The 15005-nt window shown below is 58.2% G+C and carries 13 protein-coding genes and 1 pseudogene; 6 read left to right on the forward strand and 8 right to left on the reverse strand.

Annotation, left to right across the window (positions count from 1 at the left end; all coding sequences use genetic code 11):
• The 5 genes from ATB98_RS00590 to ATB98_RS00610 form a co-directional block, all read left to right on the forward strand.
• Window positions 1-785, forward strand: a 785-nt coding sequence (locus ATB98_RS00590; protein ID WP_066867738.1) for a HEPN domain-containing protein, incomplete at its 5' end; no start/stop codon positions are given.
• 147 nt (window positions 786-932) lie between these two features.
• The gene (locus ATB98_RS00595) at window positions 933-2189 is read left to right on the forward strand and encodes a capsular polysaccharide export protein, LipB/KpsS family (RefSeq protein ID WP_234781831.1); all 1257 of its coding nucleotides are present in this window, start codon (window positions 933-935) and stop codon (window positions 2187-2189) included.
• 5 nt (window positions 2190-2194) lie between these two features.
• Window positions 2195-2965 (forward strand): ABC transporter permease, encoded by a 771-nt coding sequence (locus tag ATB98_RS00600; protein ID WP_084435161.1) that lies wholly within the window; start codon window positions 2195-2197, stop codon window positions 2963-2965.
• Window positions 2962-3621 (forward strand): ABC transporter ATP-binding protein, encoded by a 660-nt coding sequence (locus ATB98_RS00605; protein ID WP_066867744.1) that lies wholly within the window; start codon window positions 2962-2964, stop codon window positions 3619-3621. Before ATB98_RS00600 ends, ATB98_RS00605 begins: the two co-directional genes overlap by 4 nt.
• Window positions 3622-4953, forward strand: coding sequence for an RkpR, polysaccharide export protein (locus ATB98_RS00610; RefSeq protein ID WP_066867747.1), 1332 nt, complete (start codon window positions 3622-3624; stop codon window positions 4951-4953). It begins immediately after the preceding gene.
• A 115-nt stretch (window positions 4954-5068) separates the two neighbouring features.
• Here the strand turns inward: ATB98_RS00610 and pseI are convergent, their stop codons facing one another.
• From pseI to ATB98_RS00640, 6 genes are all read right to left on the reverse strand, one after another.
• Complete coding sequence (gene pseI, locus ATB98_RS00615) at window positions 5069-6121, reverse strand: pseudaminic acid synthase (protein WP_066867750.1); 1053 nt, start codon at window positions 6119-6121, stop codon at window positions 5069-5071.
• 140 nt (window positions 6122-6261) lie between these two features.
• Window positions 6262-7398 (reverse strand): UDP-2,4-diacetamido-2,4,6-trideoxy-beta-L-altropyranose hydrolase, encoded by a 1137-nt coding sequence (gene pseG / locus ATB98_RS00620; protein ID WP_066867753.1) that lies wholly within the window; start codon window positions 7396-7398, stop codon window positions 6262-6264.
• Window positions 7373-8077 carry a pseudaminic acid cytidylyltransferase gene (pseF, locus tag ATB98_RS00625; protein ID WP_066867757.1) on the reverse strand — a complete coding sequence of 235 codons (705 nt, stop codon included), beginning with the start codon at window positions 8075-8077 and terminating at the stop codon, window positions 7373-7375. Before pseF ends, pseG begins: the two co-directional genes overlap by 26 nt.
• Window positions 8074-9234 carry a UDP-4-amino-4,6-dideoxy-N-acetyl-beta-L-altrosamine transaminase gene (gene pseC / locus ATB98_RS00630; protein ID WP_066867760.1) on the reverse strand — a complete coding sequence of 387 codons (1161 nt, stop codon included), beginning with the start codon at window positions 9232-9234 and terminating at the stop codon, window positions 8074-8076. Before pseC ends, pseF begins: the two co-directional genes overlap by 4 nt.
• A gap of 3 nt (window positions 9235-9237) precedes the next feature.
• On the reverse strand, window positions 9238-10236 hold the full coding sequence (gene pseB, locus ATB98_RS00635) for a UDP-N-acetylglucosamine 4,6-dehydratase (inverting) (RefSeq protein ID WP_066867763.1): 999 nt from the start codon (window positions 10234-10236) through the stop codon (window positions 9238-9240).
• A gap of 371 nt (window positions 10237-10607) precedes the next feature.
• Entirely contained in the window at window positions 10608-11384 is a 777-nt protein-coding gene (locus ATB98_RS00640; RefSeq protein WP_066867765.1) for an ABC transporter permease, read from the reverse strand.
• An 807-nt stretch (window positions 11385-12191) separates the two neighbouring features.
• Here ATB98_RS00640 and ATB98_RS00650 point away from each other — a divergent pair.
• Window positions 12192-12575, forward strand: coding sequence for a GNAT family N-acetyltransferase (locus tag ATB98_RS00650; RefSeq protein ID WP_066867771.1), 384 nt, complete (start codon window positions 12192-12194; stop codon window positions 12573-12575).
• Between the two features lie 132 nt (window positions 12576-12707).
• On the opposite strand, the gene ATB98_RS00655 is transcribed toward ATB98_RS00650, so the two are convergent.
• Together ATB98_RS00655 and ATB98_RS00660 are read right to left on the reverse strand one after the other, a co-directional pair.
• On the reverse strand, window positions 12708-13610 hold the full coding sequence (locus tag ATB98_RS00655; protein WP_153435702.1) for a hypothetical protein: 903 nt from the start codon (window positions 13608-13610) through the stop codon (window positions 12708-12710).
• A gap of 139 nt (window positions 13611-13749) precedes the next feature.
• Window positions 13750-15005 (reverse strand): annotated as a pseudogene (locus ATB98_RS00660) (hypothetical protein); the annotation flags it as partial.

Genomic DNA, 15005 nt, shown 5'->3' on the forward strand with positions numbered 1-15005 from the left:
ATGCCCGTGGAACCTGGGTTGACGAACCGCACACGATGAAGGGCTATCGTTCGGATTACGATATCCTTGTTATTGTCAATACGCGGAAGTTGGCTGAGCCGGCGTACTGGGACAAGGTAACGGACCGGCTGATGTGGGATAAGGATGTCTCGACACCGGTCGGATTGATTGTCCACGGGCGCCGGGAGGTGAATACCTTCCTGGTCGGCGGGCACTATTTTTTCGTCGACATTCTGCGCGAAGGTGTCGTCCTCTACGAGCTTGACGATCAACCACTGGCGCAGCCGAAACGGCTTTCTCCCGCCGATGCGCTCAGGGTGGCCAGGGAGCATTTCGAGAGGCAGGTTTCTAGCGCAAAGTACTTTTGTCGGCTTGCTTGCTATTCAATCACTGATGGCAAGCTTAGCCACGCAGCGTTTAATCTACATCAGGCGGTCGAAACGGCGTATTCGTGCGTACTTCTAACGCTCACCAACTACAGCCCACCGTCGCACAACTTGAAGTTCCTTCGCGGCCTCGCCGAAGACAAGGAGCGCCGACTTGTAGATGCCTGGCCGCGTGATCAGCATCGCTATTCAGCCTGGTACAACATCCTCAACGAGGCCTACGTAAAGGCCCGCTACTCGAAACACTTTGAGATCACTGAGGAGGCACTCTCCTGGCTTCTCGAGCGAACGGAGCATCTCCATCAACTCGCCGAAGCGATTTGCAAGGAGCGCCTGGCGGAATTGGAACGTGTGGGCCGCAGCGGCAAAGAACGGCTATCTGCAAACAAAGGTGCTTAACGACTGCGGCCGGGGTCGCTAAGGGTCTCACCTGGCAACTGAAGGCTGGCGCACAACCGGCGAGCCATGTACATAGCGGCCGAACTTCGTTGATGGGTGCCGATGACAGTGACCGGGCAAGATGCAAGGACGGCAGGCTCTGGCTTGATGACCTCTGCTCGCACGGAGCAGGTGACAACGTTTGCCGTTCACATCACGGAATGGAAGAGGGCCTTTCTGGAGCGCTATTTCCCTGAAAGACGCTTCCATTTCCTGCCGAAAGACCTGAGCGAAGGCGATTTCGAACGTCTCTGGACGCCGCGAATTCTTGCGGAGCGGACCGCGGAACTCTTCGTCTGGGGCCAGGAACAGCCCGCTGCGCTGGCCGCGCTCGCGACGGTACGAAACATCCCCGTCTGGTTTGTCGAAGACGGCTTTCTCCGTTCGGCGCGGCCGAGCGCCAGCCGCACCCCTCCCCTTTCGCTGGCGCTCGACCGCCGAACCCCCTATTGCGATTGCCGCAAGCCCTCGGACCTCGAAGCGCTGCTCGGCACCTATGATTTCGAGGCGGATCGGTCGCTGATGGAGCGTGCCCGGGCGGGGATTGATCTCCTGCTTCGAAGCGGCATCAGCAAATACAACGACGGGCGCGCACGGAAGGCGGAAGAGATATACGGCGAAAAGACGCGCAAGCGCGTGCTCGTCGTCGGCCAGGTGGAGGATGACGCCTCGATCCTCCACGGATGTCTGAAGCCGATGAGCAACAACGACCTGGTGCGGCTCGCGGCGGCTGAACAGCCGGAGGCGCAGATCCTCTACAAGCCGCATCCGGACCTTCTGAGCCGCGTGCGCGCCGCGAAGTCCGATCCGGCGACCATCGCGCATCTCTGCGAAATCGTCACCGAGAGGCTGCCGCTGGCGGAGGCGCTGCGCACCGTCGACCACGTCTATACGATCACCTCGCTCGCCGGATTCGAGGCGCTCCTGCGCGGCATCAAGGTCACGACCGCGGGCTCGCCCTTCTATTCCGGCTGGGGCCTGACGGATGATCGGCAGCCGAACCCGCGGCGCGGGCGGCGGCTCAGCCTGGAGGCGCTTTTCGCCGGCGCCTATCTCCTCTATCCTTGCTACTTCAAGCCCGAAACCGGAGCACGAACGTCATTCGAAGCGACCGTCGCCACCATCAGAAGGCAAATCGAGGAGCCGGAGGCGCTCGCCCCTCTGCGTCCGGCATGGCGCGCCTGGGGCCCCTATGGCATCCTCCGCTGGCGCCATCTGCTCGCCGCCGCCGTGACGCCCGCGATCCGGCGCCTCGGCAATGACCGCGATGTCGAAGATTTCCGGGCCGACCCGATCCGCTTCTTCCGCAGCCTCTCCGACTGCAGGCTCAGGCTCATCGGTCGCATTCTCTATCCGTTCGGGTGACTGACGTGAGCCCGATCTCCACCCATCTTCGTGTCGTGGGCGCGCTCCTGGTGCGCGAAATGGCGACGCGCTTCGGCTCCAAGCCGGGCGGCTATGTCTGGGCGCTCCTCGACCCGGCAGCGCATATCCTGCTGATGACGATGATCTTCCGGGCGATCGCCCGCGCCCCGGCGCTCGGCACCAGCTTCGCGCTTTTCTTCGCCACCGGCTATATCGCCTTCCAGTTCTACCAGGCGATGACGAGCTACCTGAACAGCGCAGTGCGGGCCAACAAGGCGCTGCTCAGCTATCCCAACGTCGCACCGATCGACACGGTGGTGGCACGCTTCATCCTTCAGGTGCTGACCACCACGCTGGTGGCCGTGATCGTGCTCGGCACCATCGTCGCGACCATGCGGGTCGAGACCAATCTCCACTGGCCGGCGATCCTCGAGGCGGGCGCGATGGCTTGCCTCTTCGGCCTTGGCGTCGCGATGATCAATGCCGTGCTGTTCCTCAGATATCCGCTCTACGAGCAGGTCTTCAACATCGTCAACCGGCCGCTTTTCCTCATCTCCGGCGTGTTCTTCCTGCCGGACTCGATTCCGGCGCCCTATCGCGAGCTTGTGCTGATCAATCCGCTCGTCCACATCATCATGAGCTTCCGGCAGGGTTTCTATCCGGAGTATCGCGCGATCGGCCTCGACATGACCTATCTCTATGGAATCGCATTTCTGACATTGTTTGCCGGAATGCTCGTGTTCACCCTCTCCAGAAAAACGCTGAGAAACGAATGATCCGCTTCGAGCAGGCAACGAAATATGCCCGCACCAAGGGCATCAAGAAACCTATCATCGAGAACGCTTCGCTGACGCTCAACCGCGGCAAGAGCGTCGGGCTGCTCGGCCGCAACGGCGCCGGCAAGTCGACGCTGCTCCGCCTGATTGCCGGCGCGCTCAAGCTCGACAGCGGCCGGATCATCCGCCGCGGCAAGATCTCCTGGCCGCTCGGCTTTTCCGGCAGCTTCCAGGGCTCGATGACGGGCGAACAGAACGTGCGCTTCGTCGCCCGCATCTACGGCGTCAACACGGAGGAACTCATCGCCTATGTCGAGGATTTCGCCGAACTCGGCCCATTCTTCAAGGCTCCGGTCGGCACCTATTCCTCCGGCATGAAGGCACGGCTTGCCTTCGGCTTGAGCATGGGCGTCAACTTCGACTATTATCTCGTCGACGAAATCACCGCCGTTGGTGACTCAAATTTTAAGAAAAAGTGCCAGGCTGTTTTCCAGACCAAGCTCCGGGATTCCGACCTGATCATGGTCTCGCACAGCACCGGTACGATCCGCGACTATTGCGACTGCGGCGTCGTACTGGAAAAAGGCAAGCTGACCTATTATGAAGACGTCGAGGACGCGATCCGCGCGCACGACAAGAACATGAGGGAAAATTGAATGGCGGCAAGCAAAGACGCGGCAGTGAACAAGCCTGACTCCGCGCAGGTCGCCGACAAGAAGGAGACCGCCAAGGCGGCCGCCAAAAGCAAGGGGATCGCGGTTCTTGAAGGGCTGCTCGGCAAGGAGAGCGCACCGGTCATCCCGCTTCCGGGGCGCACCAAGATCGAGCCGGTCGAGAAAGCCGGCTGGCAACCGAGATGGCTGAAGAAGCTGCGCTGGCGCCACGCCATCATCGGCGCCTCGTTCCTTGGGCTCGTCGCCGTGCCGGCAACGCTCGCCTCCCTCTACATGGCCTTCATCGCCGCCGATCAATATCACAGCACGGCATCCTTCGCCGTGCGCAGCATCGAAGGCGGCGTTTCCGGCGACATCCTGGGCATGTTCACACAGGCTTCGGGTGGCAGTACGGTTTCCGACAGCTACATTCTCATGGAATATATCCTGAGCGAGCGCATGGCCGCCGACGCCGACCGCAGGTTCAAGCTGGAGGACGTCTACGCCACGCGTGGGCTCGACTATTTCTACGGTATAGGCTCCGATCTGTCGATCGAGGATAAACTCGCCTATTGGCAGGACATGGTGAGCGTCAACTTCGACTACGCGTCCGGCATCATGCAGGTGACCGTCAAAGCCTTCGATCCGAAACAGGCGCAGGCGATCGCTCAATTCATCGTCGACCAGAGCGACAGCCTCGTGAACAGCCTCTCGCTTTCGGCGCGCAACGACGTGCTGAGGGCCGCGCAGGACGAGGTGCTGGCGGGCGAAGCGCGGCTTTCAAAGGCGCGCGCGGCGCTGCGCGACTACCGCGACAAGTCGCAGGAGATCAGCCCCGAGGAAGGGGCGAAGCTTGCAGTGCAACTGATCGGCGGCATCGAGGCAGAGTTGACAAAACTCAACGCCGACCTCGCCACCGCGAAAAGCCAGATGAGCGAGGACACGCCGCGCATCCGAGTGCTCAAGACGCGAATCGAGAGCCTGGAGCAACAGCTTAGCGTCGAACGCCAGCGACTCGGGACCGGCGAACGGGAAACGGTTGCGAATGATCCCAATTCACCAGACGTCGCGGGACGTATTGCCGAGTTCGAAGAGCTGGAAACCCAGCGAGAATTCGCCGAACGTGCCTATGCGGCGGCATTGGGCTCGCTTGAGAAGGCCCGCATCGAGGCGAATAACCGCCAGCGCTATCTCGCCCTTTTCATCGAGCCAACGCTTTCAGAATTGGCGCAGTATCCGCACCGGCTGTTGAATGCCCTGCTAGTGACCTTGGGGCTGTTGTTTGCCTGGGGAATCGGTGTGATGGGCTATTACAACATTCGGGATCGGGCCTAGGCGTATCTGAGCCACAGCCCTTCCTGGCCAAGAAGTTGGCGGTCACCGCCGCGTTTTGCCTTAGACAGAAACATCTCCTGCCGCCGGACGGAAAAGTCAAACGGCAGGAGATTTCTTAAAATGCGACTGAGTCCTTTGTAACCGGTGTGTTGATCTCGACGTCTCTTTGCAATTTCTTGCCCAGAACCCGATCAAGATACTTTGGCGCCAACCCGAAGCCAGGTCTCACGCTTCTAACGGCATCCGCGGTCACCACGTCACCAGCCTTGAGAGCCTTCACGAAATAGAGCGATCGCCGGAACCGGATGTTGCCGGTCTCGCTCGACTTGCGGCCATAATCTATATTGCCCAGGGCTTCCCAGGCGGTTCTTGCATCGCGGCAAAGCGCTGCCAACTCCTGCGGCTCGAGGGAAAAGCTATCGTCGGGACCGCCACCGCTCCTGTCGAGAGTAAAATGCTTCTCGATCAACGAGCTTCCTAAGGCCACGCTTGCGATGGCAGTCGTATTGTCCAGCGTGTGATCCGAAAGCCCGGTCGCCAATCCGAAGCGCTCGATCATGTCCGGTATCGTGCGCAAATTGTAGTCGCTCGGGGGGGCTGGGTAGCCGCTCACGCAATGAAGAATAGCGAGATCCTTACATCCGCCTTCGCGCGCAGCCTCGATCGCCTCCGCGATTTCCTCGTCATCCGCCATGCCGGTAGAAATGATCATCGGTTTACCAGTGGTAGCGGCATAGCGGATCAGCGGAAGGTCCACTGCCTCAAACGAGGCGATTTTGTAGGCAGGAGCATTCAGATCTTCGAGAAGGTCGATCGCAGTGGTGTCGAAGGGGGAGCTGAAGATCGTGATGCCAATTTTTCGGGCGTGTTCGAAAAGCGGCGCGTGCCATTCCCACGGCATGTAAGCCTCACTGTATAGCTGATACAGCGTCTTTCCGCCCCAAAGCCCACCCTCGATGCGGAAGTCTTCCGCATCACTGTCCAAAGTTATCGTGTCCGGCCGATATGTCTGGAGCTTGACGGCATCGGCCCCCGCCTCTTTCGCTCGGTCAATGAGCGATAGCGCGGTCTCAATCCGGCCGTTGTGGTTGGCAGACATCTCGGCAATGACGTACGGCGGGAAACCCGGGCCAATCTGTCTTCCAGCTATGGTCAGAACTCTGCTCAATTCGCTCTCCTCGTGGATGGGGCGGGGCAAGCGTGGTCGCGCTTGTCTGTCCATTGATGCCGCCCGCCAAGTCGATATATGTTGTAGAACTGTCCTTCGCCCTGTGCTTGCCGGACGAAGGTGACGGTGTTCACCTCCGATTAAACACCACAACAAAGGCCTTCCGCGATCCGTCGCGCCACTTCCAGGCCTCCGTCACCGTCGCAGATCGCTGCCGCTCGCTCGGACATCGCAGCCAGTGCCATTTTGTCCGAGATAAGACTTTCAACAATGTTTTCGAGCTTCGAATCGAAATCGGCTCCAAGCTCAACGAGCTGTGCCGCACCCTCACCAGTTAGCTTTTGCGCAACTTCACGCTGGTTCTCGGCGAGAACCATCAGAATGGTCGGCACACCGAGCGCACACCGCTCCCAGGACGTCCCTCCCGCGGCGCCGATGGCGAGATCGGCCTGCGACATCAAGCTCGCCATGTCGTCAACGTTGGAAAGCACGCGTGTTTTCCGACGCATTCGAGCGGCGCTTTCGCGCACGGAGCTGAGCCAAGGAGCGTGCTGCCCCATTACAACAGTCACGTCAGCATCGTTTGGGAGTTCGCATCTTTCGAGCGCATTCAGCACCCGTTCGGTGACATTGTCTTTGTCTACGCCCCCAAGCGTCACCAGCAGGCGACGAGGCGCGGCGTGCCGACGCCGGCGAAGGCTATGGGGCCGCTCTCGTGCAAACTGTGGCCGTAGAAGCGCAAACTGCGGCCCCAGCAGCATCTGACAATGGGCCGGGACCATCTGTCGATAGTCGTCCACAGTTCTGCCGACGTTCTGATCAAGCAGCAGATCACAGTCATGCTGGCGATCTGCCAGGTCGTCGACCACCATCAGGTACCCGCAGGACGGGCGCAGAGACTGCTCCCAGCGAATGTCGAGCGCGTAGTGATCGACGATCAGCCAGTTCGGAGAAGCATCGCCGATCGCCGTCATCGTTTGGCGCGCGTCCGTCCGCCAGTCGACACCGAGCCAATGGGAATGCGCGAGATCGTCGCGGTCGCTTGCGTTACCCGCGCCCACCGCCGGAGGAAGCTCCACCACGGCAAAGCCCCTGCTACGAATGAGACCCATCAAGTTGCCTGGCTCGGCCCGACAGACGAAACGGCATTCGAAACCTCGCTGGGACAGCATGTCCGCAAGGGTAAGGCTACGCATGACGTGGCCGGTGCCGATGTCGATTGACGCGTCGACGCGAAAAACAACGTTATGTCTACGAGCGGGCGGCATCAAATTCATGCAGGGCCTTAAACATGAGTTCCGCCCGCAACCAGTCGTCGGGCGTGTCGATATCCTGCACGCGATAACGGGGCAGAATCAGGGCGGTCGCAAGAGGTGAGAAGATAGGCTTTCCCGAAAGCCAGGCCTCAGACCGCCCCCAATAAAACTGGCCGGCGTCATGATAGGCCTCGTCGAGATCCTGCGAACGAGTGCTGAACTGCTCAGGCATCAGCATCTCGACCCGCCCCTCTGGCGTCAACCTGATCGCGCGCTGGATCGGGAAAGCATAGCTGGTCGCCGAGAAGACGAAATCCGCTCCGCCTTCCTCGAGCAGGTCAAACCCCCGCGTTATGTCGCCTGCTCGCAGGAAGGGCGCGGTTGCATAAATGCAGCAAACTCGTTCCGGCATCCTGTCATTTTGGTCCAACCAGCTGATCGCATGGCGGATCACGTCGCTGGTCGTGGCGTAGTCATCGGCCAGCTCCGCAGGTCGCAGGAACGGGACCTCCGCCCCAGACTGCCGCGCGATCTCGGCGATCTCCTCGTCATCGGTAGATACGATGAGGCGATCAAAGCAGCCGCTTTCGATGGCCGCACCGATCGACCAGGCGATCATCGGCCGCCCCAAGAACGGCTTGATATTCTTGCGAGGTATCCGCTTACTTCCGCCTCGAGCTGGAATGACGGCCAGGTTCATGTCGTCAGTTCCGCCGTCAGCGCCGATACGACCTCATCCTGCTGCGCTTCGGTCATCGTCGGGTATATCGGCAACGTTATCGCCTCCTGATAGTAGCGTTCCGCCTCGGGAAAGTCGCCGCTGCGAAAGCCCATCCGCGAATAATGAGGCTGCGTGTGAACCGGAATATAGTGGAGGTTCACACCAATGCCCCGCGCACGCAGCCCCTCGAAGACCGTGCGGTGGGATTTCTGTATCTTCTCGCGTTCCAAACGGATGACGTACAGATGCAGCCCGGAATAGCTGTCAGGATGCTGCCACGGCGTGACGAGCGGGAGATGCGCCAACATTTCGTCGTATCGCTTCGCCAGCACGTGACGTCTTTCGACGTAGCCGTTCAGCCGCGCCATCTGGCTTAATCCCAGAGCGGCCTGCATGTCGGTCATGCGGTAATTGTATCCGAGGTCCACCTGCTGGTAGTACCACGGGCCATCCGGTTCACGCGTCATGACCGCGGGATCGCGTGTAATCCCGTGACTGCGAAGCAGCGCCATCCGGTCTGCAAGCTCCTTGTCGTTCGTCAGGGCAGCGCCGCCTTCCGCTGTCGTGACGATCTTCACCGGATGAAAGCTGAAGACGGTGATGTCGCTGTAGCGGCAGTTGCCGATCGGTTCACCCCGGTATTTGCCGCCGATAGCGTGGGAAGCATCCTCGATGATGCTGAATCCATAGCGCTTTGCAAGCTCATGGATTTCCGCCATTGCGCAAGGCTGTCCGGTGAGATGCACGGGGACGACGACCTTGGGGAGCACGCCGTCGCGCTCCGCCTTCACCAGTTTGCGCTCGAGCTCTACCGGGCAGAGGTTATAGGTTCGCGGATCGACGTCCACGAAGTCCACCTTGGCTCCGCAATAGAGCGCGCAATTGGCAGATGCCACGAAGGTCAGCGGAGACGTCCATAGCCAGTCGCCCGGTCCGAGCCCCAAGGCCATGCAGGCGATATGGAGTGCCGACGTCGCGCTGTTTGCCGCCAAGGCGAACTTGGCGTCGCCATGCGCAGCAAGCGCCTCCTCAAAACGAGGCACCATTGGCCCCTGCGTCAGGAAATCGGAGCGGAGCACCTCCGCAACCGCGTCGATATCAGCCTGCGTGATCTCTTGGCGCCCGTAGGGGATCATCGCTTAGAGGCTCCCGATCTTTTCGGCGTTCGCAGCGATCCAATCCTGCAGTTCCTCTTGCGTCATCCAGGCCCTATTGTTGTCGCTTGTGTAGCTGAAGCCGGGCGGCACCTTCTTGCCGTTCTTGATGCGGGCCTCCGACGCCGTCCAGTTGTGAATAGCCGGCAGGATCTTGTAATGCTCTTCATACTCATAGGTATGGAAGGCATCCTCTTCGCCAATCATCTGCTCATGAAGCTTCTCACCGGGCCTGATGCCGACGATTTCGAGCTTCGCTTCCGGAGCAATCGTGCGGGCCAAATCGGTAACTTTCATCGAGGGGATCTTCTTGACGTATATCTCCCCTCCCTCCATGTCGTCGAATGCGTGCCAGACCAGTTCGACGCCCTGCTCGAGCGAGATCATGAAGCGTGTCATGCGCTCATCGGTGATCGGCAGAACACCCTTGCCCTTGATCGACAGGAAGAAGGGAATGACCGATCCGCGGGACCCCATGACATTGCCGTACCGAACGACGGCAAATCGTGTGTCGTGACCGCCAGCGTAGGAATTTCCGGCAACGAACATCTTATCGGAAGCCAGCTTCGTCGCGCCATAGAGATTGATCGGGCTGCTCGCCTTGTCGGTGGAGAGAGCAACGACTCGCTTCACCTTCTTGTCGATGCAGGCATCGATGAGGTTCATGGCGCCATTGATGTTCGTCTTCACGCATTCGAATGGATTGTATTCGGCGGTGGGCACAATCTTGGTTGCAGCCGCATGAACGACATAGTCCACCCCGTCGAGTGCGCGGTACAATCTTTCGCGGTCGCGAACATCGCCGATGAAGAATCGGACACGCGAATCGTTCCCGTATTTCTTCGCCATCTCCCACTGCTTCATCTCATCCCGGGAGTAGATAATAATCTTTGCAGGGTTATACTTGGCGAGCGTCATGGGAACAAACGCATTTCCAAACGATCCCGTGCCGCCAGTAACAAGTATCGTGCTGCCAGAAATCATTACCATCTCCTTAATTGTTTATGCGAAAAATTTGTAAGGCGGCTTATAAGATTCACTTCACACAAGCACCTAACAACCTTTCGTCGAAGTCCACCCCAAGACGAATGCCTGGACACGGAATGCCAACTCTCCCGAACGTCCCCGAGGCATCATTTAGGCTACCATTCACCTGATATTTCATCCTGCCTGTCGCATGACGCCCGATGAACGCCGGAAAACTGGCGGCCTAATAGCCGACAGGATGCGCTCGTGGCAAGCGAAACGACCGATCCACCGATCGGACCTGGGGATATCTATAGCGATTTGGTCCAGTCCAGGAGGATGTGAAAATGCGAAGTGATGCAACCGATGACACGGTTGGCCTTCACAACCTATCCTTCTCGGAGCTCTTGAGCGGACATCGTGAAAAGCAGGGCTCCGATGAAGAGCGCGGATGCCGTCCATTCCACAAGGTAGCTGACATCGAGGCCGGCGGCCCGGTATTCCGGGTAGATGCCACTCCGGAACCACATGATCACGTGGGCCAGCGGATTGTACAAAACAATGTCGCGGAATGGATGCGGAAGAGAGTCCGGAATGAAAAACACGCCAGACACCAATACCATCGGGCGCGTGATAATCCCAAAGACCTTTTCGTAAAGCGACGACCTTGCAAAAAGCGCGATGTTGGCCGCGCCCACTCCCAATCCCAGCAACGTGGCCATGAGAGAGGCCGCCACGACTTTCTCGAGTTGGATCGCCCCGAAGACAGAGAGGTTATCCTCAGCAGCGACGAGGAATAGTACAAGAAAGCCAACGAAGGACGACGTCAGGATCTGAACGAAATATCTCGATACCACCACATCGGCCGGCGCAACGATCGGATAGCTGAGGAGCGAGCGGTTTGCCTTTATCGCGCCGTTTATAAAGCCGGCCATGGATGAGTAGAACATGTACGGTAGGTATCCGGACGCAAAGAACAGCGCGAAACTGGAGCCGAGAGCCGGCACGCGCGCGATCGCATGAAAGATGAAGGTCATGAAACCGACATGCGCAATCGGGTCGATGAACGCCCATAGATATCCGCCGGGCTTCCCGCCGTATCGCGTCGACATCTCCCGGATCATCAGGGATATCGTCACGCGAATATGTTTCTTCAGCCACTCCATAGAGCGATCGTCTCCGATATCGTGAGCCGCCGCCTCATACCAGCATTGGACAATCAATCGCAATAGCCGGCGGTGCTCCGCTCCACCTTCACCCGCCGCGAGCAATGGCCCGAGCCCGATCTCGCGAACGCGACAGAGTGCACCGCACCTTGAAGGTGTCGTGTCGCGCCAACTGTCTAGACCGGGAGGCAGTCACGACAGTTGCAGAGCGCGAGTAACCATTCTAATCAGGCACCGTTGTTTCTGAACGATGAGCATTGAATGCAGAGGGAAGGGCAAGGAAATGGATTTGCAGCGCGTCCTCAAACGCCTTGAGAATGCCGACTCTCCGTCCCGGAGCTTGGATGCAGCAATCGCCGAGGTCATCGGCTGGAAGAAACGCGTAGAAGAAACAACGGACCCGAAAACAGGAGAAAAAAGGGTTCGAACCCTGTGGCTTGTTCCCGCTGGCGACGACGTCGGGAGAGTTCCCCACTATACATCAAATCTGCAGGACGCCTTCGATCTCGCGCATGCTATCAGGCCCTCTCAGACCGGAGGCTGCAGCTGGGTAGATGGCAGGGGAACGGCAATTATCGGAGAGGGTGAATACGTCCCGGCACCGAGTCCCGCCTTGGCCTTGTGCATCGCCGCGCTACGCATATTGCAGTCAGAGCAACCCCGCGCGGCGTCGGGGTAGGGCCTCTCCCAAGACGCGCATCCACGACACAGCGATGGGTTGTGTTGAAACGATGTACCGCATTTGATTTGAGGTTGTTGGTTGACTGGTGTAATGGTCGACCCGCTCGGCAATGTGGATGACACCCGATGGAATTTCGTAGAGTTACGATCGAAGACGCCAGGTTACTCTTTGAGTGGCGCAACGATCCAGAGACCCGGAGAATGTCGAGGGACACCTCCGAACTGACCTGGGATAACCACCTTGCATGGCTCTCGCGTCGCCTTGAGCAAGACGATCACGGTCTTTATATCGCTGCCTTGGACGGCTCTCCTGTCGGGACCGTTCGCATCGACAAAGACGAGATCAGCTATACCGTCGCCCCGGAGCACCGATGCAAGGGCATTGGAGAGGCAATGCTCATTGCAGCCAAGAACCTCTTTGGGCCGAAGATTGCCGAGATGAAGCGAAACAACATCGCTTCGGCCAAGGTGGCCGAACGCGCCGGTCACATAGTCAGATTCATTGACTAGTACGCGGTTCCCGCTGCCGGCTGAATGCTAGCAGGTTATGTCGACGGAGAGATATGATGATGAGCATCATTTTAACCGGATGGCTCATCAAACTGGACCGAGCCACGTTTGCTAGTTTGTGGTCGTGACGCGTCAAATACTGCAACTATCGAGATCAGGCGCGCGGCCGATGTCGTGAAATAGATATGTTCCATGAACGGCTTCCGGTAATTTGCACAACAACCGGCTGTTGATTTTCGCCCACTGCGGCGCAAGAGAGATCAAGTCATCACGCGTGAGCGCATTGAATCTAGGTTCAGAAGGCATTTGTTCAAGAATGTGTCGAAACGCCTTTTTGTCCCGTCTGCCCAACTTGAATCGGCCGTTAATGAATTGTGCTATTTTAACGGCGTGCTCGTTATAAGCAGTATTTTGGTGCGGCTTGGCAGCCGCGAGCGTAGCTAGGTCGAATTCGACAGCCTTTGAAAGGGGAGACCAATATAGGTCCTTGGAAAGGGAAAGCGATTCGTATGCGCCGACCTCTACATCCATTCCAAGGGATTCGAGTTCCTCAACAAGAGCAATCCAGTCCAAAGTCGCCATCGATATAGTGCGAAAGAATGCTCGCGGACTATGCCCAAGGCCCTCTTTTAGAGTCTGGATGTAATAGGAGTTCAGAAAGGTATCTTGTCTGCGAACGTAAAGCATCACCGCAATTTGCTCTGCCTTAGCGATGTGCTTGAATAGAGCCATTAACTTTCCCGCTCTTCCGTAAAGCCCAGGATCGGTGAACGGCATTCCCAAGAAGCCCTCCCACGAGAGGATGTTCACTGACTTGGATGGATCGAGCAGCCTTTTTAGCTCCTCGGCTGCATCGTCGACTTCCATAGCATTAGGGGTGCCCCACAGCTTTGACACAGCAATTGCGGCAGAAGCGGTTATCGGGCCGAAGTGGACGTCATTCGCCCGCAGTAGCTGATGATTTTCGAGGAGAACCGATTGGAGGTATGTGGTCGCGGTCTTATGCGCGCCGACGTGTATCACAAGTTTCTTCACTACCTGCCTCTGCTAGTGAGTTCTGGTGCAGCTTAAGAGGCTAGGATTACCACCACTCCTAAAGGAAATCATTATATATGCGCTTCGGCCACTGCCAAGTGGCGGCGTGCCGCTTTGAACAGAGTAGCGACCCTCGTGCTCAACCCGAGAGTCTTGTCGGATCCATCCTGCTCCCACGCATAGCCTCGATTTGCGAAGCTACCTTCTCGACGAGCGTGTCAACGTCCCATACTGGCGTGCCGGTCACCACTCGGCCGCTCTCATACCATACGTCTGATTCATCAGGATTGGCTCGCCACGTTGTTAAATGAGTTCGAGATAGGATTATTGTGGTCGCGCCCAGCATGCCGGCAAGTTCTGCTGTAGTGGTAAGTGGCGAAACAACGACGTCCAGATTTGAAATCAGCGCAGCCTGGCTTTCGAAATCGTCCACCAAATCGAGTCCACTTGGGACACAAATCCTGATAAAGGAGGAAAGCGTCTTAAGCTCTTCGTCCGTAGCATTTGGTTGAAGCACCCAAAAATCGACATCCTGAATCTCTCCAAGAGCTTCCAGTTCCTGGACTCGAAGATAATGCCGATTTCGGCTGTTTGACTGAAGCATGCTTCGCCACGCAAGGCCGACTTTCATTCGGGAGCCCGACTCTGCTGCTGTTTTGTATCGCCAGATACCCTTGAGCTCTGCGCTAGGCGTGATGCGACTCCCGGCGCGGAAGTCGGAGCGCGCTACTCTCGTCTCCCCTAAGGTGTCAAGCATGCTGCAAATGAGATCAGCGTTAGCCGCGGCATCGATCACCCTATCGTTAATGAAGCTAATCAAACGCCTGTCATTCACGCGCGCACGGTCGTGAAGAGAGGCCGGCAGGATTTCATTCCTGTGGCGTCTTACCGGAACGAAAGTTATCTCGGGGAAACTTCTCTCCATAAGAGAGACGAGCCGAGGGTCGCACGTGACCGAAAGTGAGCGGAACAGCGACGCAAGTCTGCCATATGTGGCGGCAAAACGGATTTCATCGCCGGGACCGCCTTCTGAGATCAGGAGAACGTTCTTTTCGCGGTAAGCGCCAGACGCTATGCATATCGCGGTAGGCTCGAGTCCGGTTCCGAAGTATTCTTGAATGGCTTGCGAGGTAGCCCTGTATCGGTATGTCAGGTGCGCCTTTCCAATTTCTTGCTTTAAGTACAGCAGGGGAAGAAGGACGGCATCGTGTGGGATAGCGCCGCCGAAACGAACGCCAGCTGCGTCCAGAACGGTTTCGGCTTCATTGATCCGGCCGAGCTCCAACAGACATCTCGCCTGATGCGATGCCGCCTTTCTACGGATTGGCTGGCCAACTGGAACACAATCATAAACTGTGATCGCCTCGTCGAAGTCTTGCATGCCCTCCAAGGCGA

This window comes from Sinorhizobium saheli (assembly GCF_001651875.1).
Lineage (GTDB): Bacteria > Pseudomonadota > Alphaproteobacteria > Rhizobiales > Rhizobiaceae > Sinorhizobium > Sinorhizobium saheli.